Origin of the sequence: Flintibacter muris (genome assembly GCF_943192995.1) — a bacterium.
In the GTDB taxonomy this organism is placed as follows: Bacteria; Bacillota; Clostridia; order Oscillospirales; family Oscillospiraceae; genus Lawsonibacter; species Lawsonibacter muris.
This window is the reverse complement of the sequence record NZ_CALPCP010000004.1, coordinates 134471-159497: the sequence shown is the minus strand read 5'-3', so window position 1 is coordinate 159497 and position 25027 is coordinate 134471. Positions and strand designations below refer to the sequence as shown.

At 57.6% G+C, this 25027-nt stretch carries 27 protein-coding genes; 24 read left to right on the top strand and 3 right to left on the bottom strand.

Annotated elements, in window-relative coordinates:
* Positions 1-12 precede the first annotated feature (12 nt).
* Genes NFS22_RS06085 through NFS22_RS06055 form a run of 7 tightly spaced genes read left to right on the top strand, consistent with a single transcriptional unit; the run spans position 13 to position 5788 of the window.
* On the top strand, positions 13-384 hold the full coding sequence (locus NFS22_RS06085) for a hypothetical protein (protein ID WP_251316827.1): 372 nt from the start codon (positions 13-15) through the stop codon (positions 382-384).
* Entirely contained in the window at positions 384-983 is a 600-nt protein-coding gene (locus NFS22_RS06080) for an MT-A70 family methyltransferase (protein WP_251316826.1), read from the top strand. The genes NFS22_RS06085 and NFS22_RS06080 overlap by 1 nt, the downstream gene beginning before the upstream one ends.
* Positions 946-3423 carry a hypothetical protein gene (locus NFS22_RS06075; RefSeq protein ID WP_251316825.1) on the top strand — a complete coding sequence of 826 codons (2478 nt, stop codon included), beginning with the start codon at positions 946-948 and terminating at the stop codon, positions 3421-3423. Before NFS22_RS06080 ends, NFS22_RS06075 begins: the two co-directional genes overlap by 38 nt.
* Positions 3416-4543 carry a C39 family peptidase gene (locus NFS22_RS06070; protein ID WP_251316824.1) on the top strand — a complete coding sequence of 376 codons (1128 nt, stop codon included), beginning with the start codon at positions 3416-3418 and terminating at the stop codon, positions 4541-4543. The genes NFS22_RS06075 and NFS22_RS06070 overlap by 8 nt, the downstream gene beginning before the upstream one ends.
* A gap of 15 nt (positions 4544-4558) precedes the next feature.
* The gene (locus NFS22_RS06065; protein ID WP_251316823.1) at positions 4559-4828 is read left to right on the top strand and encodes a helix-turn-helix domain-containing protein; all 270 of its coding nucleotides are present in this window, start codon (positions 4559-4561) and stop codon (positions 4826-4828) included.
* The gene (locus NFS22_RS06060; RefSeq protein WP_251316822.1) at positions 4821-5123 is read left to right on the top strand and encodes a PrgI family mobile element protein; all 303 of its coding nucleotides are present in this window, start codon (positions 4821-4823) and stop codon (positions 5121-5123) included. Before NFS22_RS06065 ends, NFS22_RS06060 begins: the two co-directional genes overlap by 8 nt.
* Entirely contained in the window at positions 5111-5788 is a 678-nt protein-coding gene (locus tag NFS22_RS06055) for a hypothetical protein (protein ID WP_251316821.1), read from the top strand. Before NFS22_RS06060 ends, NFS22_RS06055 begins: the two co-directional genes overlap by 13 nt.
* Before the next feature lie 63 nt (positions 5789-5851).
* Here the strand turns inward: NFS22_RS06055 and NFS22_RS06050 are convergent, their stop codons facing one another.
* The gene (locus NFS22_RS06050) at positions 5852-6373 is read right to left on the bottom strand and encodes a VanZ family protein (protein ID WP_251316820.1); all 522 of its coding nucleotides are present in this window, start codon (positions 6371-6373) and stop codon (positions 5852-5854) included.
* A 115-nt stretch (positions 6374-6488) separates the two neighbouring features.
* On the opposite strand from NFS22_RS06050, the gene NFS22_RS06045 reads away from it, so the two are divergent.
* The 4 genes from NFS22_RS06045 (at position 6489) to NFS22_RS06030 (ending at position 12527) form a co-directional block, all read left to right on the top strand.
* Positions 6489-8435, top strand: coding sequence for a VirB4 family type IV secretion system protein (locus NFS22_RS06045; RefSeq protein ID WP_251316819.1), 1947 nt, complete (start codon positions 6489-6491; stop codon positions 8433-8435).
* On the top strand, positions 8432-9112 hold the full coding sequence (locus NFS22_RS06040) for a hypothetical protein (RefSeq protein WP_251316818.1): 681 nt from the start codon (positions 8432-8434) through the stop codon (positions 9110-9112). The genes NFS22_RS06045 and NFS22_RS06040 overlap by 4 nt, the downstream gene beginning before the upstream one ends.
* A 273-nt stretch (positions 9113-9385) precedes the next feature.
* On the top strand, positions 9386-10519 hold the full coding sequence (locus NFS22_RS06035) for a hypothetical protein (RefSeq protein ID WP_251316817.1): 1134 nt from the start codon (positions 9386-9388) through the stop codon (positions 10517-10519).
* A complete protein-coding gene (locus NFS22_RS06030) occupies positions 10449-12527 on the top strand; it encodes a VirD4-like conjugal transfer protein, CD1115 family (RefSeq protein WP_251316816.1) in 2079 nt (692 codons plus the stop codon). Before NFS22_RS06035 ends, NFS22_RS06030 begins: the two co-directional genes overlap by 71 nt.
* A gap of 49 nt (positions 12528-12576) precedes the next feature.
* Here NFS22_RS06030 and NFS22_RS06025 read toward each other — a convergent pair whose 3' ends face one another.
* Complete coding sequence (locus NFS22_RS06025; protein ID WP_160572318.1) at positions 12577-12771, bottom strand: hypothetical protein; 195 nt, start codon at positions 12769-12771, stop codon at positions 12577-12579.
* 112 nt (positions 12772-12883) lie between these two features.
* Between NFS22_RS06025 and NFS22_RS06020 the strand changes: the two genes are divergently transcribed.
* The 3 genes from NFS22_RS06020 to NFS22_RS06010 are packed head-to-tail and all read left to right on the top strand — an operon-like array spanning position 12884 to position 15733.
* Positions 12884-13876 carry a replication initiator protein A gene (locus NFS22_RS06020; protein WP_251316815.1) on the top strand — a complete coding sequence of 331 codons (993 nt, stop codon included), beginning with the start codon at positions 12884-12886 and terminating at the stop codon, positions 13874-13876.
* 2 nt (positions 13877-13878) lie between these two features.
* The gene (locus NFS22_RS06015) at positions 13879-14412 is read left to right on the top strand and encodes a hypothetical protein (protein ID WP_251316814.1); all 534 of its coding nucleotides are present in this window, start codon (positions 13879-13881) and stop codon (positions 14410-14412) included.
* Between the two features lie 25 nt (positions 14413-14437).
* Positions 14438-15733: a hypothetical protein gene (locus NFS22_RS06010; RefSeq protein WP_251316813.1), complete on the top strand. Its 1296-nt coding sequence runs from the start codon at positions 14438-14440 to the stop codon at positions 15731-15733.
* A gap of 38 nt (positions 15734-15771) precedes the next feature.
* On the opposite strand, the gene NFS22_RS06005 is transcribed toward NFS22_RS06010, so the two are convergent.
* A complete protein-coding gene (locus tag NFS22_RS06005; RefSeq protein WP_251316812.1) occupies positions 15772-16077 on the bottom strand; it encodes a helix-turn-helix domain-containing protein in 306 nt (101 codons plus the stop codon).
* Between the two features lie 141 nt (positions 16078-16218).
* On the opposite strand from NFS22_RS06005, the gene NFS22_RS06000 reads away from it, so the two are divergent.
* From NFS22_RS06000 to NFS22_RS05955, 10 genes are all read left to right on the top strand, one after another.
* Positions 16219-16815: a hypothetical protein gene (locus NFS22_RS06000; protein ID WP_251316811.1), complete on the top strand. Its 597-nt coding sequence runs from the start codon at positions 16219-16221 to the stop codon at positions 16813-16815.
* Positions 16805-17353 (top strand): SLOG family protein, encoded by a 549-nt coding sequence (locus tag NFS22_RS05995; protein ID WP_251316810.1) that lies wholly within the window; start codon positions 16805-16807, stop codon positions 17351-17353. The genes NFS22_RS06000 and NFS22_RS05995 overlap by 11 nt, the downstream gene beginning before the upstream one ends.
* Positions 17354-17599: 246 nt before the next feature.
* Positions 17600-20680, top strand: a complete 3081-nt coding sequence (locus NFS22_RS05990; RefSeq protein WP_251316809.1) for a helicase-related protein — start codon at positions 17600-17602, stop codon at positions 20678-20680.
* Between the two features lie 14 nt (positions 20681-20694).
* Positions 20695-21837, top strand: coding sequence for a DNA polymerase III subunit beta family protein (locus tag NFS22_RS05985; RefSeq protein WP_251316808.1), 1143 nt, complete (start codon positions 20695-20697; stop codon positions 21835-21837).
* 13 nt (positions 21838-21850) lie between these two features.
* A complete protein-coding gene (locus NFS22_RS05980) occupies positions 21851-22249 on the top strand; it encodes a zinc-finger-containing protein (RefSeq protein ID WP_251316807.1) in 399 nt (132 codons plus the stop codon).
* Complete coding sequence (locus tag NFS22_RS05975; RefSeq protein WP_251316806.1) at positions 22246-22431, top strand: hypothetical protein; 186 nt, start codon at positions 22246-22248, stop codon at positions 22429-22431. The genes NFS22_RS05980 and NFS22_RS05975 overlap by 4 nt, the downstream gene beginning before the upstream one ends.
* Positions 22432-22435: 4 nt before the next feature.
* Positions 22436-22783 carry a sigma factor gene (locus NFS22_RS05970; protein ID WP_160573352.1) on the top strand — a complete coding sequence of 116 codons (348 nt, stop codon included), beginning with the start codon at positions 22436-22438 and terminating at the stop codon, positions 22781-22783.
* 54 nt (positions 22784-22837) lie between these two features.
* Positions 22838-23107 (top strand): hypothetical protein, encoded by a 270-nt coding sequence (locus tag NFS22_RS05965; protein ID WP_251316805.1) that lies wholly within the window; start codon positions 22838-22840, stop codon positions 23105-23107.
* Positions 23097-24434 carry an AAA family ATPase gene (locus NFS22_RS05960; protein ID WP_251316804.1) on the top strand — a complete coding sequence of 446 codons (1338 nt, stop codon included), beginning with the start codon at positions 23097-23099 and terminating at the stop codon, positions 24432-24434. The genes NFS22_RS05965 and NFS22_RS05960 overlap by 11 nt, the downstream gene beginning before the upstream one ends.
* A gap of 57 nt (positions 24435-24491) precedes the next feature.
* Positions 24492-25010 carry a hypothetical protein gene (locus NFS22_RS05955; RefSeq protein WP_160573358.1) on the top strand — a complete coding sequence of 173 codons (519 nt, stop codon included), beginning with the start codon at positions 24492-24494 and terminating at the stop codon, positions 25008-25010.
* Positions 25011-25027: the final 17 nt, after the last annotated feature.

Genomic DNA, 25027 nt, shown 5'->3' with positions numbered 1-25027 from the left:
GGAGGTCTTTTTTTGAAGAAACGAAACTTTTGGGCGCGGTTTTGCCCCCGGCTCCCCAGGTACTACGTCCGGACAATGGTTGTGGTGCTGGTGTGTGCCTGCATGGTGACGCCTGCCTTCGCGCTGGATGATATGTGGACGGTCGCCAACCGGATCATTGTGGATGTCTACGGCAAAATCGCCGGCGTCAGCACTGTCCTGGCCGGCCTGATGTCCGCCGTGGCTGTGGTGGGGGCCAAGCTGTCCAACAACCAGCACAAGGTCGATCAGGCCTGGGACTGGCTCAAGCGCATCTGGATCGCCTGGATGATTATAAACGGTATTGGGGCCTTTATCGCCTACGTCACCCCACTGTTCAGCGGTCTGGCTACCCTGACGCCCTGATGATCATTACAGATATATCCAAAACGGATAAACGGTACGACCTGATTTATACGGACCCACCCTGGCCGCAAAGGAAGGGGCATATCCGAAAATGCCGTCCGAATCAGGGCAGACAGCTTGATTATCCGACAATGGCAGTGGGAGACTGCTTTAAGACGCAGGACCCATTTTTTGAGCGGACGAACGAAAAGCACAACATATTTATCTGGACAATAGATAAATTTTTGCTGGAAACATCGCTCCAAATGGAAAAGCGCGGATATAAACTCCACGCCCGCTTCATCTGGGATAAAGAGAATGGGATTGCGCCCGCCTTCACTGTTCGATTCAGCCACGAGTATCTGCTATGGTTTTACAAGCCGAACAAAATCCTGATGCCCAGGCGAGAATGCTTTGGCAAGTACACAACAGTCATGCGGGAGCCTGCTTCATACCACAGCCGCAAGCCGGTATGCGCTTATAAAATGTTAGAGGATATGTTTGACGGCGCAGAAAGACTTGAACTTTTCGCAAGACAGCAGAGAGAAGGGTGGGACTGCTGGGGAAATGAGATAGGAGGTGTTGACGCTGCTGGAATTTCTTTTTCAAGGCTTCTTTGAGTGGGTTTACAGCCTGATTTTGGACATATGGAATTACTTTTCATCATCCCTGCTCAATGTAATGAGCCTGGATTTCGCCTACATCAAGACCCACATCCCCGTCATGGGGGACATACAGCAAATCATTTTGGCGGTAGGCTGGGCGCTGCTGCTGGGGAACCTGGTGTTCCAGGCCCTGCGGAGCATGGCCGCCGGGCTGGGCTTCGAGGGGGAGGACCCCAACCTGCTCTTCGCCCGGACTTTTGTGTTTGGCTTCCTCCTGCTGGCCAGCCCTCAGATCTGTGAAATCGTTCTGGGTATCACCAGCAAAGTGATTGCCCTGCTGGATGTCCCGGACGCCATCCATGTCCAGCTGGTGGACGGCAGCGTCTTTGGTGTCTTTACCGCCTCCTGGCTGCTGGTCATCATCTTCGACCTTATCACCATGTTCATGGTGTTCTCCCTGCTGCTGGAGGTGGCAGAGCGGTACATGGTGCTGGCTATGCTCACCGTCATGGCCCCGCTGGCTTTTGCTATGGGTGGCAGTAAGAGCACATCGGAGATTTTCTCCGGCTGGTGCCGGATGTTCGGCAGTATGTGCTTTCTCATGGCCACCAACATCGTCTTTTTCAAAATGCTGCTGTCGGTGGTGTCCACTGTCCCCAGCTTTCCAGACGTGTTCCTGTGGATGGTGCTGATCGTCAGCATCGTCAAGGTGGCGAAAAAGGCGGACGAAATTATCACCCGGATCGGCCTGAATCCAGCCATCACTGGAAACAAGTCCAGTCTCCCCGGCGTAATCGCCTACACCGTATTCCGCACCGCCCTGTCCATGGTGACAAAGGGGGCGGCAAACGGGATTGGCGGCGCTCTGGGCCTGACCGGAAAAGCGGCGGCCGGGGTTGGCAAGAGCGCCGGCATAGGAAAAGGCGCGGCTGGCAGAGCCTTCAAGGGTGCCGGGAAAGGTTTTGGCGCTGCGGCTGGCGCTGTCGGCGGGATCGGCGGCGCTGCGGCTGGCGCTGTCGGCGGGATCGGCGGTGCTGCGGCTGGTGCGGCTGTGGGCGGGATCGGCGGTGCGGCAGCTGGTCCACGCTATGGCGGCGGACGGACTCAGGCCAGCCAGACCGACACACGGCAGGAACAGCAGTCCAACACCCGGCAGGAACAAAACCGGCACACATCCCAGCAGAATACGTCCCAGACCCAGACCAATGGTCAGCGTCAGACGGCAGAGCAGGAACGCACATCCGGCGGTCAGAGAACTGGCCCCGGCGGTACATTCCGTCCAGACCGGTCCAGCAGGAAAACGTCGGTGCAGCCCGGTACTCGCCGGGGCTCCAGCTATGTCACGCCGCCCGACAGTCAGAGCAAAACAGAGGAAAAATCCACTTCTTCCAGCGGATTCACTGGCTTTCACGGTCCCCAGGGCGGCGGCTTCACCGGAGGCCGTGGTGGCGGATTTTCCAAGGATACCCCGAGGGGCGGAGGCTTCACCGGCGATGGTACTCCCCGTGGCGGCGGATTTTCCAAGGACACCCCGAGGGGTGGTGGCTTCACCGGCAAGGGTACTCCCCGTGGCGGCGGATTTTCCAAGGACGCCCCAAGGGGTGGCGGCTTTACCGGCGAGGGTACTCCTCGCAGCGGAGGTTTTGGTGGTAGCTCTAGCGATACTCACAGCGGCTTTGGCGGCGCTGGTGCAAAAACGGATACACCTCGCGGTGGCGGCACGTTCGGGGGAAGGCCCAGCGGCACACCCCGAGGCGCTGGTTTCGGCGGTACATTCTCCAAAACCTCTCAGAAAATGGAAATCTCCCAGTCCGGTGCAGCAGGAACCGGGATGCCTCCGGCAGCTGGAAAGCCTGGGATGGGAGCTCCCAGCTCTCAACCCGGCGCAGCAGGAATGGGGACCCGCAGCACACAGCGTCCTCCTGCCACAGAACCCCGGTACAGCAGGAATGCGCCCCCGATACCTGTCACGCCCACATCAGGGGCGCAGAGCTCCAGCCCGGCACAGCAGGAACAGCGCCGGGGCCCCGGGAAGGACAGGCACCCGATGAAAGGCGGCGGCTCCGCCTCCCGCCCCGGCATGGCAGGAACGGCGAAGCCTCCGGCTACCAAATTGTCCGGGACAACTGCTCCCGGCTCTCAGCCCGGCACAGCAGGAACACGCAGTACCCGGAGGCCTCCCGCCACTGAATCCCGGCACAGCAGGAATATTCCCCCGACACCCGCCACGCCCACGTCTGGGGCGCAGAGTTCCAGCCCGGTACAGCAGGAACAGCGCCGGGTCTCCAAGAAGGACAAGCCTCCGGTGAAAGGAGGCGGCTCCGTTCCCCGCCCCGGCATGGCAGGAACCGCGCCAGGCTCCCGCTCACCGCCGGGCCAGAAGCTGGGCGGCGGACCATCGAAACAGAAGCCCACACGACAAACCAAACGGGAGGGAGGTCCCACAAGTGTATAGCGCAAAAAGCACATCTATTTTACCCAAGGTAATTTCGGGCGTTTTGGCCACGCTGCTGCTCCTGCCCTTGCTGATTTTCACAGCGCTGCCCAATACAATTTTCGGTTTTGACAGCGCAACGAATCAGGGCGTGGCGGACTTTACCGCCTCCGCCCGACGGCTGACCAACACTTACCAAAATATCGGCCAGAAAAATCAATCGGCGCTGGAGCGTCTGGTCAGCAGCATCCTTCCCAATTTCTCGGACTACGACAACTACCAGGTGACGGACAGCTCAGGGGGCATGAATCAAAACTGGCTTATCGCCATCGGTTCTGTCCGTTACAAACAGGACCTGGCTGTCATGGATGACGCTGCCCTGGAGGACTTGCTCTACGGCAAGCTGGACTACTCCGCCTCTATCACCGACCGGGTGCTGAATATCTCCGTCTGGGACCTGACCCCGGAGGCCTACATGACCCGGCTGGGCTTCTCTCAGGCGGAGAAGGACTGGGCCACGTTGCTCTACTCCGTCATGGCGGAGGATCAGCGGGTGACTGTCGGCGACACAGATGGCCCCGGCTCCTACGGCACTGACTACGGCGATATCACCTTCAGCAATGCGGCTACGCCCGTGGTCTACTACAACCAGACGGACGCCCGGTGGGGCAATAAGCCCTACGGCAAGACCAGTACCATCGGCCGGGCGGGCTGCGGCCCCACGGCTCTGGCTATCGCCGTGGCCTCCCTGACTGGCAACAGAGTCACCCCCTATGATGTGGCCCAGTGGTCGGTGGCGAACGGCGGGCTCTGTGAGGGCAGCGGGAGCTATCACAGCCTGATTCCCAACGGAGGACGGCACTACGGCCTGACCGTGACCAGCATTGGCCGGGATGGGAAAAAGCTGGTGGAGGCCCTGCAAGAGGGTAAGCTGGTTATCGCCATCATGTCCAAGGGCCACTTTACCAACAGCGGACATTTTATCGTTCTCCGGGGCGTCACTGCTGACGGCAAGCTCCTGGTGGCCGACCCGGCCAGCGTCAAGAGAAGCAACAAGGAATGGGACCTGAGAATCGTCACTGGCGAGGCCAGCCGCAAGGTTGGCTCTGCCGGCGGGCCGTTCTGGGTCCTGCATCCATGAGGGGAGGAAGGCAGCTTGAATCGAAAAACAAATCTGCGGGCGCTGCGCCTGCGGTACGAAATCCCGCTGTCGGAGATGTCGGCGGCCTCTGGGCTGTCCAACCAGTACATCAGCCGGGCAGAACTGGGGGAGATTTCCCCCACGCCCCGCCTGGAGGACAAGCTGGGCGCCGCCGTGGACGCTGTGATCCTCCAGCGGCGTGAACGGCTCAGCGCGTTAGAACGGAGCTTTGCGGTCCGCAAGGGCCGCCTGCTCCAGCCGGAGGGGGGCGAATTGGATGAATGAGACCTACTACATCCCCACCAACTTTACTGATGCCGGCCGGGTGATGGGCCTGTTTGAGATCAGGAATATGGTCGAAGCCATCCTGCTCACCCTTCCTATCCTGTACCTGTGCGTCGTCCTGCTGCCTCTGTCCCTGACGCCCAAGATCATGGTCACGCTGACCGTTATCGTACCCGTGGGGGGCTTTGGGCTCATTGGCATCAGTGACGACAGCCTGACCCGATGGCTGGGCTGCTGGTGGCGCTGGCGGAAAAACCGCCGCCTGATTTTTTACCGAGGGGAGTGTACAAATTGAACATCAAAGAACTGATTTTCGGCGGCGCTGTCAAGACCGCCGGGGGTGGGGCCTGGCGGGACAGTATCCAGGCCTGGCTGCCGATTAAAAATATCATCAATGGGGTGGTCATCACCCGGGACAACCGCTTCATCAAAATTCTGGAGGTGCTGCCGGTGAACATCTACCTCAAATCCCCCAATGACCGGCAAAACATCGTTTCCAGCTATGCGGCCTATTTGAAGATTGCCCCAGACAGCTTACAGCTGGAGGCCCGCACTCTCCCCGCCGACACCGCCGCCTATGTGGACCGGATGCGGGAGTATGCGGAGGCCGAGGACAACGAGTGCTGTTGGGAGATGATTGAGGACAACATCGCCCAGATCGGTGAGGGGGTGGCCAGCGACGCCATCCGGCACCGCTTCTTTCTCATTTTCCAGTATGAGGCACAGATGAAGTCCAAGGGCCACAGCGTCGAAGCGATCATCCAGCGTCTGAACGAGGAAGCGGATACCGCCCGGCGCTACCTGGACCTGTGCGAGCTGGAGGTGCTGGAACCCCGGTTCTCCGACGACTTCATTCTGAAGCTGCTGTATGAGATCATCAACAAGCGCACCAGCCAGCGGGTCAAGCTGCCCGAGGGCGTCTTTGACATGACCACGGCCATTCACGGGATTTATGAGTAACAGGCGCAAATAGGCGGCTGTCTGATACTGACAGCCGCCCGATAAACTGGAAGTTTTGGATTGCTAATTATTCTCTTTTAGCCGTTGTGAAATCCAGTCTGTAACGGGCTTAAATATGATATAAAAACAATATCCTATCATTCCACCAGTTATATTAGTAATTAAATCCGTAATGTCCGATGAACGGAAACCGTCAATTAAAGGTTGCAATAATTCAATGCCAAGGCTCAGTAGACAACAACAAAATATTGTTTTGAAAAGCCCCGGATTATGTCCTCGTGACAGCGGATATAGAAAGCCAAACGGTATGGTCATAATGACATTCAATACTACCTGCCTGAAAAAATCTCCTCTGCCCAATAGCACATCTACAAACGGAACCATATTCATAGGAGTATAGGGGTGATTCAGGATAAACGGGAGTTTTACTATGATTGGCATCAAAGTGAAATAAAGTACAAAAGAAAGATACACATACATAAGTGTGTTAAAAATCAATACATCTTTGCCTTTTCTTTTCCATTTATTGAAAAGGTAAAAAACATATAAGAGAGCCAATACTATAAAATCTATCAAGTATTTCATAGTAGTTCTCCTTTCAAACCCCGATTTATCGCTGTTTCATTTTCTAAACTATATCATATTATCCTGTCTGGTTCAAGGCCTGAAGCCTTGCCGTATATTAAGAAGGAGTGACACAATGCAAAAGAAAGCAGCAAAGCCGCCCGCAAAGACGGCAAAAAAGAAGAAGCCTCCGGTCAAAAAACAGGACCAGAAGTTTTCCCTCAAGCGCCTGATCATGGGCGAGGAGAAGCCCGACCTCACCGAGCTGGAGGCCGGGTCCACCACCGTTCTGGACATTCTCTCTCCCACCACCATAGACACCAAAAGCCGGGACTACATTGTAGTGGACGGCATTTTTCATGCCTACCTCTATGTGGCCGGCTACGGCTACTCCACCACCGTGGGCTCCTGCTGGCTGGCTCCTCTGGTGGAGGCCGGGGAGGGGGTCAACCTCAGCTTTACCTTCAAGCGCCAGCCCAAGGAAAAAATCCTGTCCAAAATCGCCCAGACGACTATGGTCAACCGCTCCCGGATGCGGGATGCGGGTGACACCCGACAGGACTTCGAGGAGCTGGACAGCGCCATCAGCTCCGGCCTCTACCTGAAGGACGCCATGAACCGGCAAGGAGAGGACTTCTACTACATGAATACGCTCATTGAGGTCACAGCCAACGATCCGGAGACGTTGGAGCAGCGGGTGACGGCGGTGGAAAAACTGTGTGTCTCCATTGACATGATCGCCCGGCGGTGCGACTACAAGAATGAGCAGGCGTTTCTCTCCATGCTCCCGCTGCTGGCTCTGGACCCGGACGTGGAACGCAAATCCCGGCGCAACGCTCTGACAAGCGGTGTGGCAGCGGCCTTCCCCTTTGCCTCCTACGAGTTGAGCGACCGCAACGGCATTTTCCTGGGCCTCAACCTCTATAACCGCTCCCCGGTGTTTCTGGACCCCTTTGACGACTATAAGTACACCAACGGCAACTGCTGGATCGGCGGCTCCTCCGGAGCGGGCAAGACCTTCACACTCCAGTGTTTGGGCGGGCGGCTGCGCCAACAGGGCAAACGGGTCATCTTCATTGTGCCGAAAAAGGGCCACGAGTTCCGGCCCCTGTGTGAGCTGCTGGGCGGGCTGTATCTGCGGCTGTCGCCCTCCTCCCGGGACTGCCCCAACATCATGGCCATCCGGAGAAAATCCCTGGACAGTTACGCCGGACTTCGTGACATGGCCGCCCGGGACGATTCTGTCCTGGCCGACAAGATTTCCCGGCTGATTATCTGGTACTCCCTCCAAAAACGTGACCTGAGAGATGAAGATAAAAACCACTTGGATTCCTCCCTGGTGGAGTGCTACCGGCGGTACGGGATCACCTTCGACAACGCCACCATCACCGATGAATTTGGCAATTTTGTGGAGATGCCTGTTCTGCCGGACTGGTATGATGTGCTCTCCCAGAATCCCGAAACCAGGCACCTGGCCGTGGTACTGGCCCGGTATGTGACCGGCTCCGCCTCGGCTATGGGCCAGCGTAACGACATTGACCTTGATAATAAGTATATCGTGCTGGATACTTCGGGGATGCCCGACGACCTGCTGCTCCCCGGTATCTTCTGGGCCACCGATGTGGCAAACGACCTCATCATGGACGCCGGCGGCGACCTGTCCGCCCTCATCGCCGACGAGCTGTGGTCCCTGGTGGGGGCCAACTCCAACCCCCTGGCCGCTGGCTTCGTTCAGGAGATGGTCAAGACCATCCGGGGCCTGGGCGGGATCGCCGTCACCTCCACCCAGGGGATGCAGGACCTGTTCGGTCTGGACGGCGGCAAATACGGCAAGGGGATTTTGGATTCCAGCCGGATCAAGCTGGTCATGCAGATGGAGGAACAGGAGGCCCGGCTCATCCAGGGCGTGCTCAACCTGTCCGAGGATGAAGTGCGCCAGATCACCCGGTTCCGCCGGGGGGAGGGCCTCCTCTGTATCGGCTATAACCATGTCCCCGTCCAGTTCCACGCCACCGAAAAGGAGTACGACGCCATCACCACATCGCCCACCGACCTGCGGGCCCGGAGAAAGGAAGAGACATGAACGCGATGAAAGACGATATGAACCGCATCCAAGAGCTGGTGGTGGACGCCGCTCGGCAGGCGGGTATCCTTTCGGCCCTAGCGGACAGCGGTATGGCTCCGGAGAAATTGCAGCGGACATTGGAACAGGCCTCCGGGCAGTTTGAACGCTCTACTCTGGAGATACGAAAGCTGTGTGAACGCCACAGCCCTGGAGTGGGCGGATACGGCAACCGGCCGGTCCTGCCCCGGATGGAGACGGCCGGATTTGTGGAGCGGTTTGGCTACGGCTGGCTCCACATTCAGCTGAACACCCTGCTGCCCCACTGCCGGTATCAAACATCGGATTGGCTCAGCGACACCATCCGCCGCCTGCTGGACGAATATGAGAGCGGTGGGAGCGAGCTGCCCTTTTTCAAGGAGGCCATGCTGGTCATCGACGAACATTGCGCAGTCAAGGGCCGGCACATCTTCGACCAAGATAATAAGGGCTATAAGGCGGTGAGCAACGCCATCAAGGGCAGGCTGATCCCTGATGACGACCAGCACACTCTGGCCTTGGCACTGCTGTCTACCAAGAGCGAGCTAGATGTCTGCCATATCACCCTGCTGGACATGGTGGATGTGGCTGACTTCTTTGCCTACCGCTCCGGAGATTACGCTGTCCCTGACTTCTATAGCGGCAGTTGGGGGCTCTGACACCCAACAGGCCGCTATGAAAAAATGCACATTTTTCGTTCTTTGGATATAAACGGCCAGCTGTTGGGGGTCTAGCCCTTGAAAGTCTTGTGGCACAAGGGCCTTTTATTCATAGGCGCTCCAAAATTTTCTACATCATCTGTCCTCTATGTGGGGGCAACAGCTTGACCCCACATAGGGCCCTGGGAAGCGCCGAAATTGCCTTTGCGCCGGAACCGGCGCAAAGGCGGTTTCGGTGCCCGCAGGAATGTAAAGGAAGGAGGGATTTTGGTGATGTTCAGCCAGAGTGACATAGATATTCTGCGACTGATTTGCTGGTGTCAATTTGTCAAGCCAGAGTCTTTGAACAGCCTATCCACTCCAGTAGAGCGGGATAATTTGTTCGATATGGGGCTGATTCAGTTCCACAAAAAGAGCGAATCATTTACCCTCACGAAAAAGGGAAGTTCTTTTTTACAGAAGATTTTTACGCTCCCCGACCTGACCAAATCTTATCACAAAGACACGGTTGACCGCCGCCTGAGATTGACCAATCTGGCACTTACTGCCTATAAGGGGGCCATCAATATTTTTACGACAACACCGGAAGAATTAAGCGACGCTCCTTCGCTGTTCCTATCTGCTATTACACGAGGCCGTGGTTCCAATCCCTGGGGCAGCACTCGGGTGGCGGCCATCGCTCACCTGGGGGACTTAATCTGCGCCGTCCACTATGTCTGTCCCGGTATCGGTAAAGTGGCCCTGACAGATGAACTGACTGCTTTCTCCAACCAGACCGCCCAGTTTCCGGGCAGCAAGCGGGCTTTTCTTTTCGCCGGTGAGAGCTACAAGGATATCCTCACCGAGCTGGAAGCCGACACCCAGGCCGATTCCAAGCTGATCTCCTACGGGGGTGCATACCAGTGTCTTCAGCTTCCGGTCCACCTCCTGTCCTGTGACGACACCGGGGCAGTGCAGCTTCAAATCATGGCACAGCCTGACTACCGTACCCGGCTGGCCCGGGCCGCGCTGAAGGAGGAGTACCAGCCTCCGCCTTTGGATGTGCCTGTCTGGGACGCCATCTATCGGGACCGCCCTCTTGTCATCGCCGCCGACATGGATCTGCGCCGCTTGAACGCCGCCATTCAGGCCGCCCGGGGCCGGGGGATAAAGAAGATCGCCGTTGCTGCCTTGGAGGGGCAGGCCAGGACAGTGCTGATCCCCCGCTGCCAATCCACTGGTCACGCCAGAGTATTCGCCTTGACCAACGAGGTCATTTCGGCAGTCACCGGCCGACCACCGGTTCCCTATACCCCGCCCCGCACTCAATTCCTCACCGAGAAAGGAGACGTTGTCGATGCTCCGCCCATCCGCATATCTGGAAAAGCTGGAGGACAAGCTGGCCGAAAGGCTAGGCCCCTGGTTTGAGCGGCATAAAGCCAAATTTCCTGTCTACATCCCCCTTGGACTGCTGGGCTGGTACTTCTATGGGATGTTCCTCAACTCCATCCGCCTGGGTACCGCCGCCACCTTCCACACCGAGGGTGAAGAGGTGGGCAGTATCTGGGTGTTTAATCCCCTGCGCAACTGGTTTGTGCTGTTCACGCCCTTCGGGCTGGGCTTCACCATTGTCATCCTTCTGCTGATCTGCCTTATCACGAAAAAGGGGTACATCTTTTTCTCCGGCTACAAGTTTATCCGCGATCCCCGGGGCTTCGATATCCTACCGGACGCCACCCACGGCTCCTCCGGCTTCCTGACGAAAAAGGAGCTGGAGGAGTTTTTGGAGCTGGGCAGCGTCGCAGAGGTCAGGGGCATGATGTTGGGAAAGTGGAAAAAGCGACCGGACGACCCGGACAAATATGCCGCCTATGTGGCCCACCGGATGGTGCCCGGGGACAACAACAATCTGCTGTGCATCGGAGCGCCAGGCAGCGGAAAATCCAGGGGCTTTATCATCCCCTTCCTGTTGGGCTGTGCCCAACGGGGGGAATCGGTATTTGTGACCGATCCCAAGGCCGAGCTTTTTGAAAAAATGGCTCCCTACTTTACCAAACACGGCTACTGCGTCCGGGCGGTGAACTTTTTGGACATGGCCCACTCGGACGGCTGGAACTGCCTGTACTCCCTGGATCAGGAGACCCAGCTGGTGCAGACGGTGGCCAACACCATTATCCAGAACACCTCCGGCCCCAAGGAGGCGGACGACTTCTGGAGCCGGGCGGAGCTGAACCTGCTTATGGCCCTCATCCACTACGTCTGCAATCTGAAGGACGCCAACGGCAAGCTGCTCCCCATCGAACAGCGGGGGCTGGGGGATGTGTACCAGCTGCTGGCCAACAAGAGCATCCAGGAGATCAACCGCACCCTAGCCCAGCTGCCCCCGGAGCACCCGGCCAAGGGCCACCACGGTCTGTTCCTCAAGGCCCGGGAAAATCTCTGGGGCAACATTGCCATTGGACTGGGCAACCGGCTGGCTATTTTTCAGAACAAGCTGGTGGACACCATCACCCGGAACCACGATGTCGATCTGCTGCTCCCGGGACAAAAGCCCTGCGCCTACTTCGTCATCATCTCTGCCCAGGACAGCGCCTACCGCTTCCTCAGCTCCCTGTTTTTCTCCCTGGCCCTGCCCCGGCTGTCCGACTACGCCCGGCTGAAGGGCAAGGGCGGCCGTCTGCCGGTGCTGGTTAACTTCTGCCTGGACGAATACTGCAACATTGGCTATATGGACGGCATTGCCGATGCCCTGAACAGCATTCGAGGCTTCAACATGAGCTGCCAGATCGTGGTGCAGAGCCTGAGCCAGTGGCAGGAAAAGTACCCCGGCAAGGAGTGGGAGAACCAGCTGGCCACCTTCGACCAGACCCTCTACATGGGGGCCAACGACTGGACCACAGCGGACTACATCTCCAAGAAGTGCGGCAAGGTGACCATCTCCGTGACCAACAACCAGATGCCCCTCATGCCCCTGTTCTCCCCGGTCTACACCTCCACCCGGCCCTACTCCCAGACCCGGAGCAATACCCAGCGGGAGCTTATGCAGCCGGATGAAATTCTCCGCTTGGACCGGCGGCAGTGCATTGCCCTGTTCCAGGGCCACAAACCCGCCCTGCTCTATAAGCTGGCCCCGGAGGAACTTCCGGATTATGGCTCGCTGAAATCCCGCCGGGTGGTCAAGTACATCCCCAAGTGGAAACGGCGGGAACAGCAGGCGCAGAAGAAACAGGCCGCCAGTAAGCAGACCAAACCGATGGAGCCTGTCCCAAAAAAACCGCCGCCAGCGAAGGAGGTGGTCAATCCCGCTCAGGACCTGGAGTACAGCGTTGAGGATACCAAGCAGGAAACCGCCGGCGGGATTGGGCTGATTGACCTGGGAGATGTAGTCGGTGACGATGAGCCCGAGGAAGAAGCGGACAGCCCGCCGGGACGGTGATCCCAGCGGGCTGCGCTGTTGCAGACGTTATGATAGGCAAGCGAGCCGATCACACTTGCAGGTCATCTTTTTTATCCTTAAACCAGCCGGATTTCTGCTTTTCCCGCCGGTCTTTCCGAACCTCATAGTACGCCTCTTGAAACATTGTATAAATTTCGGACGGACTTTTGCCCGTCAGATCTTGTCTCTGGACATACAGCATTGCAACAGCTTCCTCTGCGGAACTTGGAAAGATATTAAACATTGGGCCTCCGGACATATGGACTCCCCCTTTCAAAGCGAATTATATACCACTTACTCCTTAATTTCAAGAAAAATTCAACAGTTGGAGGTGACCCCGAATGAGGGCCGCACAGATGAAAGAACGCCCCGGCTTCTCGCTGATGAAGCAGACAGACGTGCAGACCATTTACCACATGCAGATGCCCCGCTGGCTGTTCTCCGACCCCCGGTACGCCGGCATGAGCCTGGACGCCAAGGTGACCTATACCTTCCTGCTCAACCGCTTCCAGCTCTCCCGCAGGAACGGCTGGGTGAACGACTTCGGCGAGGTCTTTGTCATTTTCCCCCGGAAGGAACTGGCTCGGGAACTGCGCATCTGCGAACAGCGGGTGACGGCGGCCTTTAAGAAGCTGGTGGAACTGAAGCTGGTCTGGGAGAAACGCTGTGGCCGGGGCGACGCCAACCAAATCTACCTGGCCAGCGTGGAGCCGGTGGATAACCCCAGCTACTCCAGCGCCCCCTTCGTTCCGGAGCCGGACAGCGATTCAAGAACCGCGGATTCTGACGGTCTTGACGGCGCCGGCTTTCCCATGCCCGAACAAGAACCGCAGGATCTGAGCGGCAAGAATCTCCAAAATGGAGCTTCAAGAACCGCAGAACCGGCGGTTGCAGAACCTCAAAAAATGCGGCCAAGTTATATTAAATCCAGTCATACTGAATCCAGCTATACTGATGTCAGTCAGTCAGCCAGCGCCGGGGGCGCGGACGGACCGGCGGACGATGAGGAGGAGCTCATGGGCATTTTGGACGCCTGTGAGCTTTCCTGTTTCTCCCCGGAGGTGGCCCGGGTGTTCGAGAACGCTATCGAGCGGCTGTTCTATCTGGACCACTTCCGAGTGGGCGGGGCCACCCTGCCCCAGAAGCGGGTGCGGGCCCGGCTGAAGCTGCTGGATGGGATGATCCTGCGGGACGCGGAGCGGAAGCTGCGGGCCAACCTGGACCGGGAGGTCAGGAACTCCACCGCCTACACCATGGCCACCATCTTCAACTGCATCGCCGAGAGTGAGAGCGACCTGATAGTGGACCCGGAGCTCAACCGGATGAATGTGCCCTCGGGGAGGTGGTAGCAATGCTTTTGTCCAACCAGCAGAAATACATCCTGGACGCCCTGCGGAAGCTGGGCTGTGTCCGGGAAGATCAGCTCCACGCCCTGGTGCGGGGCAAATTCCAGCGTCCTGGCTTTGCGGTCAGGGAGGAGCACATGACCACAATGCTGCGGCAGCTGCGTTCCGGTTTGGGTGATTTCCATGTGGACGGCGGCTTTGTCTACTTGGCCCGGGGCCAGCCCGACACCGCCCGCCTGGAGGCCATCGACGTTATGCTGGAGCTGAGCGAGGGCGCCCCCCAGGAGTTCACCGTGAAGGTGGACAGCCCCCGGCTGCTCTGCTTCACCCTGGGCGGGGACAAGCTGAAGCTGTTTTCCGTGGCCATGCTGTCCCATGTCTCCGACACCCAGCTGCTCCAGCGGGAGCGGTCGGAGCGGATCGTCTGGATCAGCGATAGCGGCACGCCCCCGGATGGGCTGGCCTTGCCGCCCAAACACTTCTTTGCCGCCCGGCAGACGGACGGCTCACATCGCTTTTATGGCTCCAACGGGCCGTAAAAAATACATTTTTGGAGGTAGCATTATGCCTAGAAAGAAAGTCAATCCCGTAGAGGAACCCGAACAGGTCAACGACACCGAACTGGAATCCCAGGTCACGGAAGATGCTGTGGAGGGCTTGGAACAGCCGCCCGCTGATATCCCCCCGGAGGATGTGTCCCCGCCCACCGTTGATGAGGAGGCCCCGCTGCCTGAGCCGCCGCCCGAGGACATGGACACACCCCCGGTCGAGTTCCCTGCGGAGGGCCAGGACACCGGACAGGACGGGGAAGCGACCGTCCAAGTTGAGCCGCCGCCTCTGGAGGAACCTGTGGATGTCCCGGAGGAACCCTCCGCCATGAAGCCCTTCTGGATGGAGCCCAGCACCCCGCCGTCCCCGCCGCCTGCGGCAGAGCAGCCGCCCGACCCTGAGCCTACGCCCCCTCTCCCCAAAAGCGACCGGCAAAACTTCTACGGTCTGGACTTCAACGCCCTGGATCGTGGCCTGACAGCGGAGGAGCGCCAGGAGTGGAACTCCATCTACGCCTCCTACCGGGGCCGCAGCGCCCTCACCGGGACCATCATCGGCGTAGACCCCCTCCACATCAGCGTCCGGAACAAGGAGACCGGAGCGATGGAGAAAAAGACCATGTACTGCGCCATCGTGGTGCCCTACCGGGTGCGGGTGGTCATCCCCGACACCGAGATGTGGGAGCAGGAACAGGCCCGGCCCGACTTCGTGCTCCAGAACATGGTTGGGGCTACCATCGACTTCATTATCATCAAGGTGGACAGAGAAAATGGTGTGGCGGTAGCCTCCCGGCGTCTGGCTGCCCGGTCCCAGCGGTATTTCTTCGCCCACCGGTCCAGCCTGAGCCAGACCGGCGCTCAGGTCAAGTGCCGGGTGTTGTCGGTGGGGCCCCGGCGGTGTCTGGTGGAGTGCTACGGCCACGACATCAACCTGACCCAGCGGGAGCTGCGGTACACCGCCATCCCCGACCTGCGGGATGAGTACCACCCCGGCGAGGAGCTGGACTGTGTTGTCACCGGCTTCGACCCGGAGAAGGATGACCTCCAGATTTCGGTGAAGGCCACCCAGTCCAACCCCTTTGACGGCGCGGAGCAGCGCCACCCCGTCGGCAGCCGCCGGTACGCCACCATCGCCGGGAAGTACGGCGGCGGCGTGTTCTGCAATCTGCCCGACGGCACTGTCTGTATGTGCAACTACTCCTACCAGCACGAGGACTCCGACTTTATGGTGGGCGACACCGTGATTGTCCTGGTCCAGCGGTTTGCGGAGGAAAAGCGGCAGATGTACGGCAAAATTATGAGCAAGTGGTAATGAGAATGGCCCCGGGCTTATAGCCTGGGGCCGCTTTTTCACATATTTTCGAGTAATTGAATCACAATTTTCCGCTGTGTTTTGTTCAATGCAGACCAATTATCCAGCAATTCTTTTTGCTCATTGGTAAGCACGATTGCGTCTGTGCCCTCTGCAAAAAATTGTGACAGCGATATTCCAAGACCGGCGCATACTTTGTCCAAACTTTGGATGGTTGGAGTTTGCTTCTTTCGATACCAAGTGGAAATAGTGGATTGTGACATCCCAGAATTTTTAGCCAAATCATACTCTGACCAACCACGTTCCAAGCGAAGTCTGGTAATCTCTTGTAGAATGTCCTTCATACGCCATCCCCCTTGCTTCGTTATATCGTATATTATACTTCGCAAAAAACTTGATTTTTAGTGTGTTAAGCCGTATAATATTTAACGCCATAACTCGTAAGTAAGGAACAAAAGACAATCAGCATAAGGAGGGATAAGGCTTTGAACGATATTCTGTCCTCAGAGGGCGATATGATAATCAGCACTCACTTTTATATGACTCTGGAAAATAAGGATGAACTGGACGCCTATGTGTACTACCTCACCTATCGGGTTCAGCGGGATTTGTATGAGCTATTACATGAAGATGGTCAATTCTGCGATATGTCGTGGCAGGAATTTGTTTGGGACATACGACAAATAAAGCAGATCAGAAATACGGCGGCTATGGTAGTGCGGGAGACACTGAAAAACTTTCGGAAAAAAGGACACTTTAACTTCGATGTTAAAGAAGTTGAACTGTTCCTTGACAGCGATATGGATGATAGGCGCGGCGGCAATATATATTCCGCCCAGCTTTTCACCGTCGATGAGGGGCGCGCACTTGTGGAGAGCATTTTACTGACTACGGAAGTTGTTCAATATAAGCGACAGCTTGCCAGGGGAAAAGCGTACTCCTGGGAGGACTATCTGGCTGAACTGTCGCAGAAGTCCTCACTGTGGGAGGAAACGCTGATGGCCTTCCGGGACGCGCTGGCAAATCTGGATTTTAAGCCGCTCTGGAACTCTGAGCAGTTGGAGGAGCAATATGGAGCATAAAGCCTGCGCCATTACCGGCCACCGGCCCACCCGGTTCAAGTGGAAATACAATGAAAACAACAACGGCTGCAAGCGGCTCAAGCACCGGTTGAAGGAGCAGCTTGTTCAGCTTTATGATAAAGGCGCCCGCCGTTTTTATATCGGGGGCGCCCTGGGGGTAGACCTCTGGTCCGGGGAGCTGCTGATAGAGTTGAAGGAACAGCCGGAGTACAGCGAACTGGAGCTGGTTCTGGTCCTGCCCTTCGTGGGACATGACGATAACTGGGATAAGGTCAGCCGTCACCGGCTGTCTGTCCTGCGCCAGCACAGTACAGAGGTTATCATCGCCGGAAGTGAGGAAAATCCCCCCATGACCAATTACAGATTGAGAAACCAGTACATGGTAGACCATGCGGACTGCCTGCTGGCTGTGTATGATAACGACCGAAATCTCCGCTCTGGCACCATGCAGACTGTGAATTATGCAAGGAGAAGGAAGCTGCCCATAATCCTGATTCACCCCGATTCTGCGGCGGTCTCCTATGAAAATCAGGATTAGTTGAAAAAACCTCAACTATACAGCTCCGTTCCACAATGGTAAAATGTAGGTGTATTTCAGGGCGGAGTAAGTTAGGGCGGAGTAAGTTAGGGAGGAATGGAATGTGGCCAGGGGCGTAGTGCGCCCAGCCGCACCGGACTTCAATCGACCTTGAAATCAAATAACGAACAAGAACGACCGTGTATTGCCTGTTTCAGAGGCGAACACGGTCTTTTTTTGTTCAAAAGGGAAGGAGTTTTTAGATGAATGACACAGAGCAGACTGATCGCATTGACCTATTTTGACCCTGGCAAATCTGTGCGTCTGACCGTGTACGCAGACACCATCATCCTGGACCGGAACGGGGAGGACAGCGTGATCAGCGCCGTCCGCTTCGGCGGTTACCCGGAGATGGTAAAGGCCATGTCGGACGCCATCTACGGCGGGGCCACCATTGAAATCCCGTTCAACGGCAAGACCCGCCAGCTGAAGAGCGTCCCCAAGCAGTACCGGCGGCAGATGTCCCACGACGGCCTGTACGCTGTGGGCACCCTCATGGTGGACGACGACCCGCAGGCAGCTGACCAGCCGGACAGCGAGGAGGAACCGGAGGAGGCCGGCGAGCAGCAGACCATCCAGCCCCGAAGGTGCTACATCTTCGTCCCCGCCGGGGACAGAGACCAACTCTTTGAGGAGCTGGACCGCAAGACCGCCGCACCCCTGATTCCAGAGTTCCGGGACTGTGTTCTGGACGCCCTCATCGACCGGGGTGAACTTCGGCCGCTGGAGGTTTTCTCCCTGAAGGAGAAGCTGGACGCCTGGGTGCTGGACCTGCGGCCCAACGACGAAAATGTGGTGGAGATTCTGGAACGGGGCCTGGAGTGCGGAGCGATTACCATTCCCGGTGCTGACCCAGGCCAGCCGGACGGCTTTGCAGATGTGAAGAACATCACCGGCTACCTCAACACCTTCGGCGTCACTGTGGCCGACCGCATCCGGGACCAGTTCACACCTCTGTTCGACCCGGCCTCCGAGCCGCTGTCCGAGGAGGTGCTGGCTGTCAACGACTACATCCAGCAGAAAGCGGGATACTCCCTCTACGACGCACAGCTGGCCGTGGCCGAGGCGGTCAAGCGCCAGTTGGATCGGAAAGGTGTCGCGCTCATCATTGCCGAATGTGGAAGTGGAAAGACGAAAATCGGCTCCACGGCCCTGGGCGCTCTGCATGGTATGTGGGCAGCTCAAAGCCGGGGCGGGGCCCAAAAATCCTTTGGGCTGGTCATGTGCCCCTCCCATATCACCAAGAAGTGGGTGCGGGAGATTGGGGAGACCTTGCCCAACACCTATGCCATGGTGGTCAAGAGTATCACAGAGCTGGAGCGGCTGTATGGAATGTACCAGGCCGGAGACAAAAGCGTCTACGCGGTATTCAGCAAGGAGAAGGCACGGGACGGCTATATGCGTTACCCCGCTGTTGTCTGGAACCAACGTCAGAGGGCGTTTCTCTGCCCCGACTGCGGCAAGCCCCTTCAGATGGAGTACAGCGACGACGGCTCCCGTTACCTGGTCAACGCAGACCTGCAATTTTTCCTGCGGGAACATAAGAAAAACCGTGTCTGCCGGGAGTGCGGCTCTATGCTGTGGGCCCCGGTCAATCCAAGCAGAAATATCCTTTGGACCAAAATATCGCATTTTGGCTGGGTCTACAAGTCTTTCGCCGCCAGCTACCAGTCTCTCACAGAAAATGACGTGATTCTGGAGCGTCTGCGGGAGATTGCTGAAAATCCCCAGGGCAGTTTCCCGGTCAAGGGAGCCTGCCGCCGTTTTCCCCTGAGCACCTACATCAAAAAGAAGATGAAGGGACGAATTGACGCTTTCCTGGCCGATGAGCTCCATGAGTACAACAACAACAGCGGCCAGGGGGACGCAATGGCGGAGATTTTCAGCGTCAGTAAGCGGTTTGTGGGCATGACGGCCACCCTCATCAACGGCTACAGCTCGGGCATTTTCCATCTGCTGTACCGGCTGGTGCCCGGTCTGATGCGCAAGGACGGCAAGAGCTACCGCAGTCCCCAGACCTTTGACGCGGAGTACGGGGTGGTGGAGAACACCTACGAAACCACCGACGCCGCCTACAACGCCAACCGCCGGGCCAGCAAGCGCAAAACCAAGACCCGCCAGCTCCCCGGGGTGTCCCCCCTGGTGTTTTCCCGGTTCCTGCTGGAATACACCGCTTTTCTCTCGCTGAACGATATGGGCAAGGACCTCCCGGACTATGAGGAGATTCCCATTCCCATTGATATGCCATGGAGTGTGTATGGCGCTTACAAGGATATGGAACAGGAAATCCGCACAGTGTTGAAGTCGGACCGGAAAGCGGCTCAAAAGCTGCTGTCCGCCTATCTGAATCTGCTCACCGTCTACCCGGACCAGCCCTATGACCAGCCAGATATCGTCCACCCCATCGACGGCCATATTATTGCCTACCCCAGCAACGAGGCCGGTTTTGACGACATCCTGCCAAAAGAAGAAAAGGTGCTGGAGATTGTCAGAGAGAAGATCGCCGCCGGTGAGCGGGTCATGATCTACACCAGCTGGACCCGAACGGATTCCCAGCAGAAACTGGTGAAGCTGCTCACCGGGGAGGGGTTCCGCACCGAGATTCTATCTCCGGCTATCTCCCCAGAGAAACGGGAGGCTTGGGTAGAGAAGCGCGTTCGCTCTGGCTGCCAGGTGCTGATCACAAACCCCCGATGTGTGGAGACAGGGCTTGATTTGAATGCCTTTACCACCCTGATTTTTTACAGCATGGGCTACAACCTGTTCACCTTGCGCCAGGCGGCCCGCCGGAGCTGGCGGATCAACCAGACAGCGCCCCGGGTGGAGGTCTATATGCTCTACTACGTTGACACCATGCAGGCCAAGGCTATGAAGCTGATGGCCTCCAAGCTGGCTGTAGCCGGGATCATCGAGGGGAATCTTTCAGAGGAGGGCCTTGCCGCTATGAGCGATGTGAAGGACCTGACCTCTCAGATGGCGAAGGAGCTGGCCCTGGGGATCAAGGACAATGTGGAGGACATTGCCGCCACCTTTAAGAAAATGGCGGTCATCAACCCCCACCGTGAACGGGTCCGGTCCGCAGCAGTGCCCATTGTGGCCGCTGTGGACGATACCCCCGCTCCTGTTGCAATGGTGGAGCCGCCTCGAATGCGGACCATCGACACGGAGAACAAGCAGGCCCTCTACGATGGGCTGCTGCAACGGACATTGGAAGAACGCAGAAAAAAGAAATCGAAGAAGAAGCCGGTGGACGAAAACCAGCTGTCTTTCTTCGATTTTGTTGCGTAGAAGGAGGAATATCTTTGAACATTACCATGAATCGGACCGAACTGCTGCACGCTGTCAAGCGTGCGGCGGCGGTCGCCCCGGCAAACTCGCCCCTGGAAGCGCTGAAAGGCGTGCTCGTGGAGGTGAGCGCTGCCAGAAAATCGCTCGTTCTCACCGCCACAAATCTGGAGGTCACCCTGAAGCAGAAGCTGGCCTGCGCCGCCCCGGAGGACGATGCCCTGGCCATCGACGCCAGGCTGCTGGCCGGAATGCTGGAGAAGCTGCCCGGCGACACCGTGGAACTGCGGCGAATGCCCGGAGACAGCCGGCTGGCTGTTTGGAGCGGCGACGCCAAATACAACGTGTCCGTATGGGAGGGGCGCAGTTACCCCAAAGTGGAAATCCCCGCTGTGACCAATCTGGTCCGGATCAGCGGCATCCCCTCCATGGCAAAGCGGACGGTTTTTGCCGCCGACGAGAACAACGAGAAGCCCATGCTGAAATGCGTTCAGTTCCGGGTCACCCAGGACGGCCTCCGGGCCGCCGGCAGTGACGGAACCTGCGTGGTCACAGCCAGAGGGGACAGCAAGAGCACCGGCGAGTTCAGCGTTCTGATCCCCGCACCTTCTCTGAGCCGCCTGGCCCAGATGTGTGAAGATAAGGATGAATTTAGAGCGGGTGTTAACGGCAAAAATATTGTTTTCGTCCGGGAGGGATTTCTGTTCTCCGCCCGGCTGATTCAGGAGAAGTACATTGACACGGACTTTCTGACCAGTTCCCTCAAAAATCAGTTTACCGTACTCACCGATGTGGCGGAGCTGCGCAGGGCTCTGGACAATGTGTCCTGTGTGGAGCCTGATGGGAAGGTGCAGTTATCCTTTGAGGGCATGACGCTGTCCTTCCGGTGCGGCGGCGTTCACGGCAGTGCCCAGAACGCTGTTACAGTGGCCCCGCTGACCGGAATGCCCCAGGGGGAATATTGGTATCTCACCAAGCGGCTGAACAACTGCCTGCGGTCCCTGTCCGGGACGGCTGCTTTGGGGATCGCCGCCGGCGGGATGCTGACGCTGGATACCGAGCACGCCTTCTACATGCAGGCCGGTGTGCGGCCTGGAGCGCCACAGTCCGTTCCCCAAAAAGAGGCCAAGAAACCGGCTGCCGGGAAGAAAGCGGCGTAGGGGGTGGACACAGATGAAAATTCCCACCATCTGCCGTTACTGCGGGGGTGTGATTCGGCTGGCGCCTGCCCGGAAGATTTATGGTGCTTCCACCGACCGGCTTGGGCTGGCTGGTGAGAACATCTACCTCTGCCAGAACTGCAACGCTCGGGTAGGCTGCCATAAGGGGACCAACCGTCCCCTGGGCAACGTGGCCAATGAGGTGCTGCGGCTCAAGCGGCGGGAGACCCACCAGGTCTTTGATCACTTCTGGCAGAGCAGCGGGATGAGCCGGACCCAAGCCTACAAGTGGCTGGCCGGTCAGATGCGATTGTCCGAAAAAGACGCCCACATCGGCGGCTTTGAGATGGATCAGTGCCAGCAGGTCATTGACCTGTGTGAAAAAGAATGGAACAAGGGGGCAGTCGCTTGAGCGAAAGTGAAAAGAATTGCAGCAACTGTCTGCACGCCTACATGGAGTGTGAGCACTTCCACCTGCGGCAAAAGTGCCGCAGTCCGGAGTACAACTCGCCAAACTATACCCATGATGAACTCATGAAAGACTGGGGCCAGGGCTATTGCCGCTTCTGGACCCCCCAAATACAGAAAGGATAACATTATGAAAAACAACTATTCTATCGCTGAGCGCAACCGTATCGTGGAGGAAAACCTGCACTGGATCGGCAAGATCATTCAGCGGAACGCTGCTCTGATGCGGGCCGCCCATTTGGACTACGACGATGTGTACCAGGACCTGGCCATCCGCCTGATCCAGTGCGTGGAGAACTTCGACCCCGAAAAGGGCAATTTGGACCAGCACATCATGTGCCAGCTCCAGTATGAGATGCTCAACTGCAAGGACAGCCGCCGCCGGTACGGCTTTACCGCCGCTCCCCGTGACCTGCGGGGCGCGGTGATCTCCCTGGACGATTTCCGGGATGACGACAGCCTGCTGGTCGTGGCGTGAGACAGAACTATGGATAGCAAAACACGGCGAGATGCCATAGTCAGGATTCTTCAGATGTCCAATGAAGAACTCCGGAAAGCTTCCCGGCTTTCGGTGCGTCGGTCAGAATCCGTCCCTGGCTGGGAAGCTGTGACCAGCTTCTGCTGCCTGGGCGGCTGTGACATGGATGTGTACCCATTTCCATCGGAACGGGATGCGCTGCTGTTCGCGGCGCTGCTGAAGGCGGTGGGCTATCAGCCGCTGCACAATATCGTCTGTGCTGAATGCTATAAGGAATACATGTCAGAACAATTTGAAGGAGGAATTGATCTCTATGCCGAGTAATTTGAGAGACCAGATGTTGGCCGTGATTGCCGATGTCAACGCCCAGGTGGCCGAGCGGGAGGAGCTGGTGGAAATGATCGCCATTGCCCTGCTGACCGGGAAAAACCTGTTTATTCTGGGCGCCCCGGGCCAGGCCAAGAGCTACGCCATCAATGCCTTCCGCAACCGGATCACCGGAGCGAGGCAGTTTGAACGGCTGCTGTCCAAGCAGACCGATGAGGAACAGCTCTTTGGGCGCATTGACCTGTCCAGTCTGATTCCCGGCAGCGTACCCAGGGATGTGCTGGAGAAGAACCCCCAGTACCAGGATATGTATGGCCGGTTGGAAGCCCGTCTTACTAGCGGCGGGGATGTTGGCGACCTGCCTGAGCAGATGGAGCGCCAGCGCAAGGCTTTAGGTGAGCTCTATGGCGGCGATCCCCAGGTCAATACCGCCGGCAAAATTCCCGAGGCGGACATCTGCTTTCTGGATGAAATTTTTAAATGCAACGACGGGGTACTCAATTCGCTGCTCACTGCACTGAATGAGCGCAAGTACACCAATGAGGGCCGTACATACCCCATCCCCACCATCTCTTTCTTTGCGGCGTCAAATGAAGTGCCCAATTTCAGCGACCCCCAGGAGAAAATTCTGGAGGCTCTGTACGACCGCCTGGAATTGAAGGTGGTGACGGCGAACATCGAGAATCGGGACAAGCGGCTTGCCGTCCTGCGGGACAAGCAGGCTGGCCGCACCGGACAAATTGCTGCCTCCGTCACTCTGGATGAGTTGAAGCAGATGCAGGAGGAAGCTGCAAATCTTCCGGTTCCGGAGGCCATTAACGAGCTGGCCGACGACATCCTGTGCCAGCTGCGCAGGAACGAGATCACTGTGTCCGACCGCAAGTACCTCAACTACTACCCCATCGCCCAGGCCAGGGCGTGGCTGTCCGGCCACACTCAGGTGGAGCCCCAGGATCTGCTTGCGCTGAAGAACTACCTCTGGCAGAAACCGGGGGAGCGGGCCGTGGTGGAGTCGGAGCTGAACCGTATGTGTATCAACCCCATGCAGGACAAGGTGAACAACATCCGGGGCATGGCGGCGGAGGCCAAGGAAGAATTTGACGCAGCCAAGGAGCAGGTGGGCAGCAAGGCCCTGATCAAGCTGCGGGGTGAGCTGATCCGTCTGTACGGCGACCAGCAGAAGCTGGCAGGTGAAGCCCAGTCCGACAGCGAGCGTCAGATGACGGACGGACTTCTGACCGACCTGGAGAGCATCAGCCGTCAGGCCCATGAGGCGGTGGGCTTTACCTACACGCCGCTGGATCAGTTGGCCGCCTTGCAGTAAAGCAGACTGTCCGGCCCTCTCGGGGGCCGGAACTGATAAAACGTGGAGCGTGATAAGATGGCAAAAAAGTATTCCTTCCCGGAACCTGGATGTGGAAGCTGCCAGCACTTGCAGTATGCGGGCAACAGCGTCCTGGGCACCCGTTATTGCGGAGGGTTTCCGAAAAAGAGGGCTCCCAGGCGGTTTTGGGCTTCCGATCCCAAAATCAAAGCGCCCAAATGGTGCCCCAAACGTATTTCGCCGCCGGTGTGCCGGGTCTATGGTTTCGCCGATGAACAGAGCAGGGATTTGGACTTCCTTACTAGCAGGAACTTTGACCACAAACACGACCAGTACATTTATCCGTCACCCTCTCGCTACAAGCTGCGGCTTGAAACGTCCCTGGGCATCAATGCCAGGACATTTTATGAGCGGGTAAGCCACGGAGACCTGGATGATTTCCTGATGGAAGCCGATATCTCCCTGGGAGAAGTCGTTGAGATCGACGATGGCCTGCACCCCTACTTCTTTTACTGCTTGAGTTGGTCAAGGTTTGTACCTGCACCAACCTTTGATCCTTCCATAGCACAGAAATAAAAACAAAAGGAGAAAGA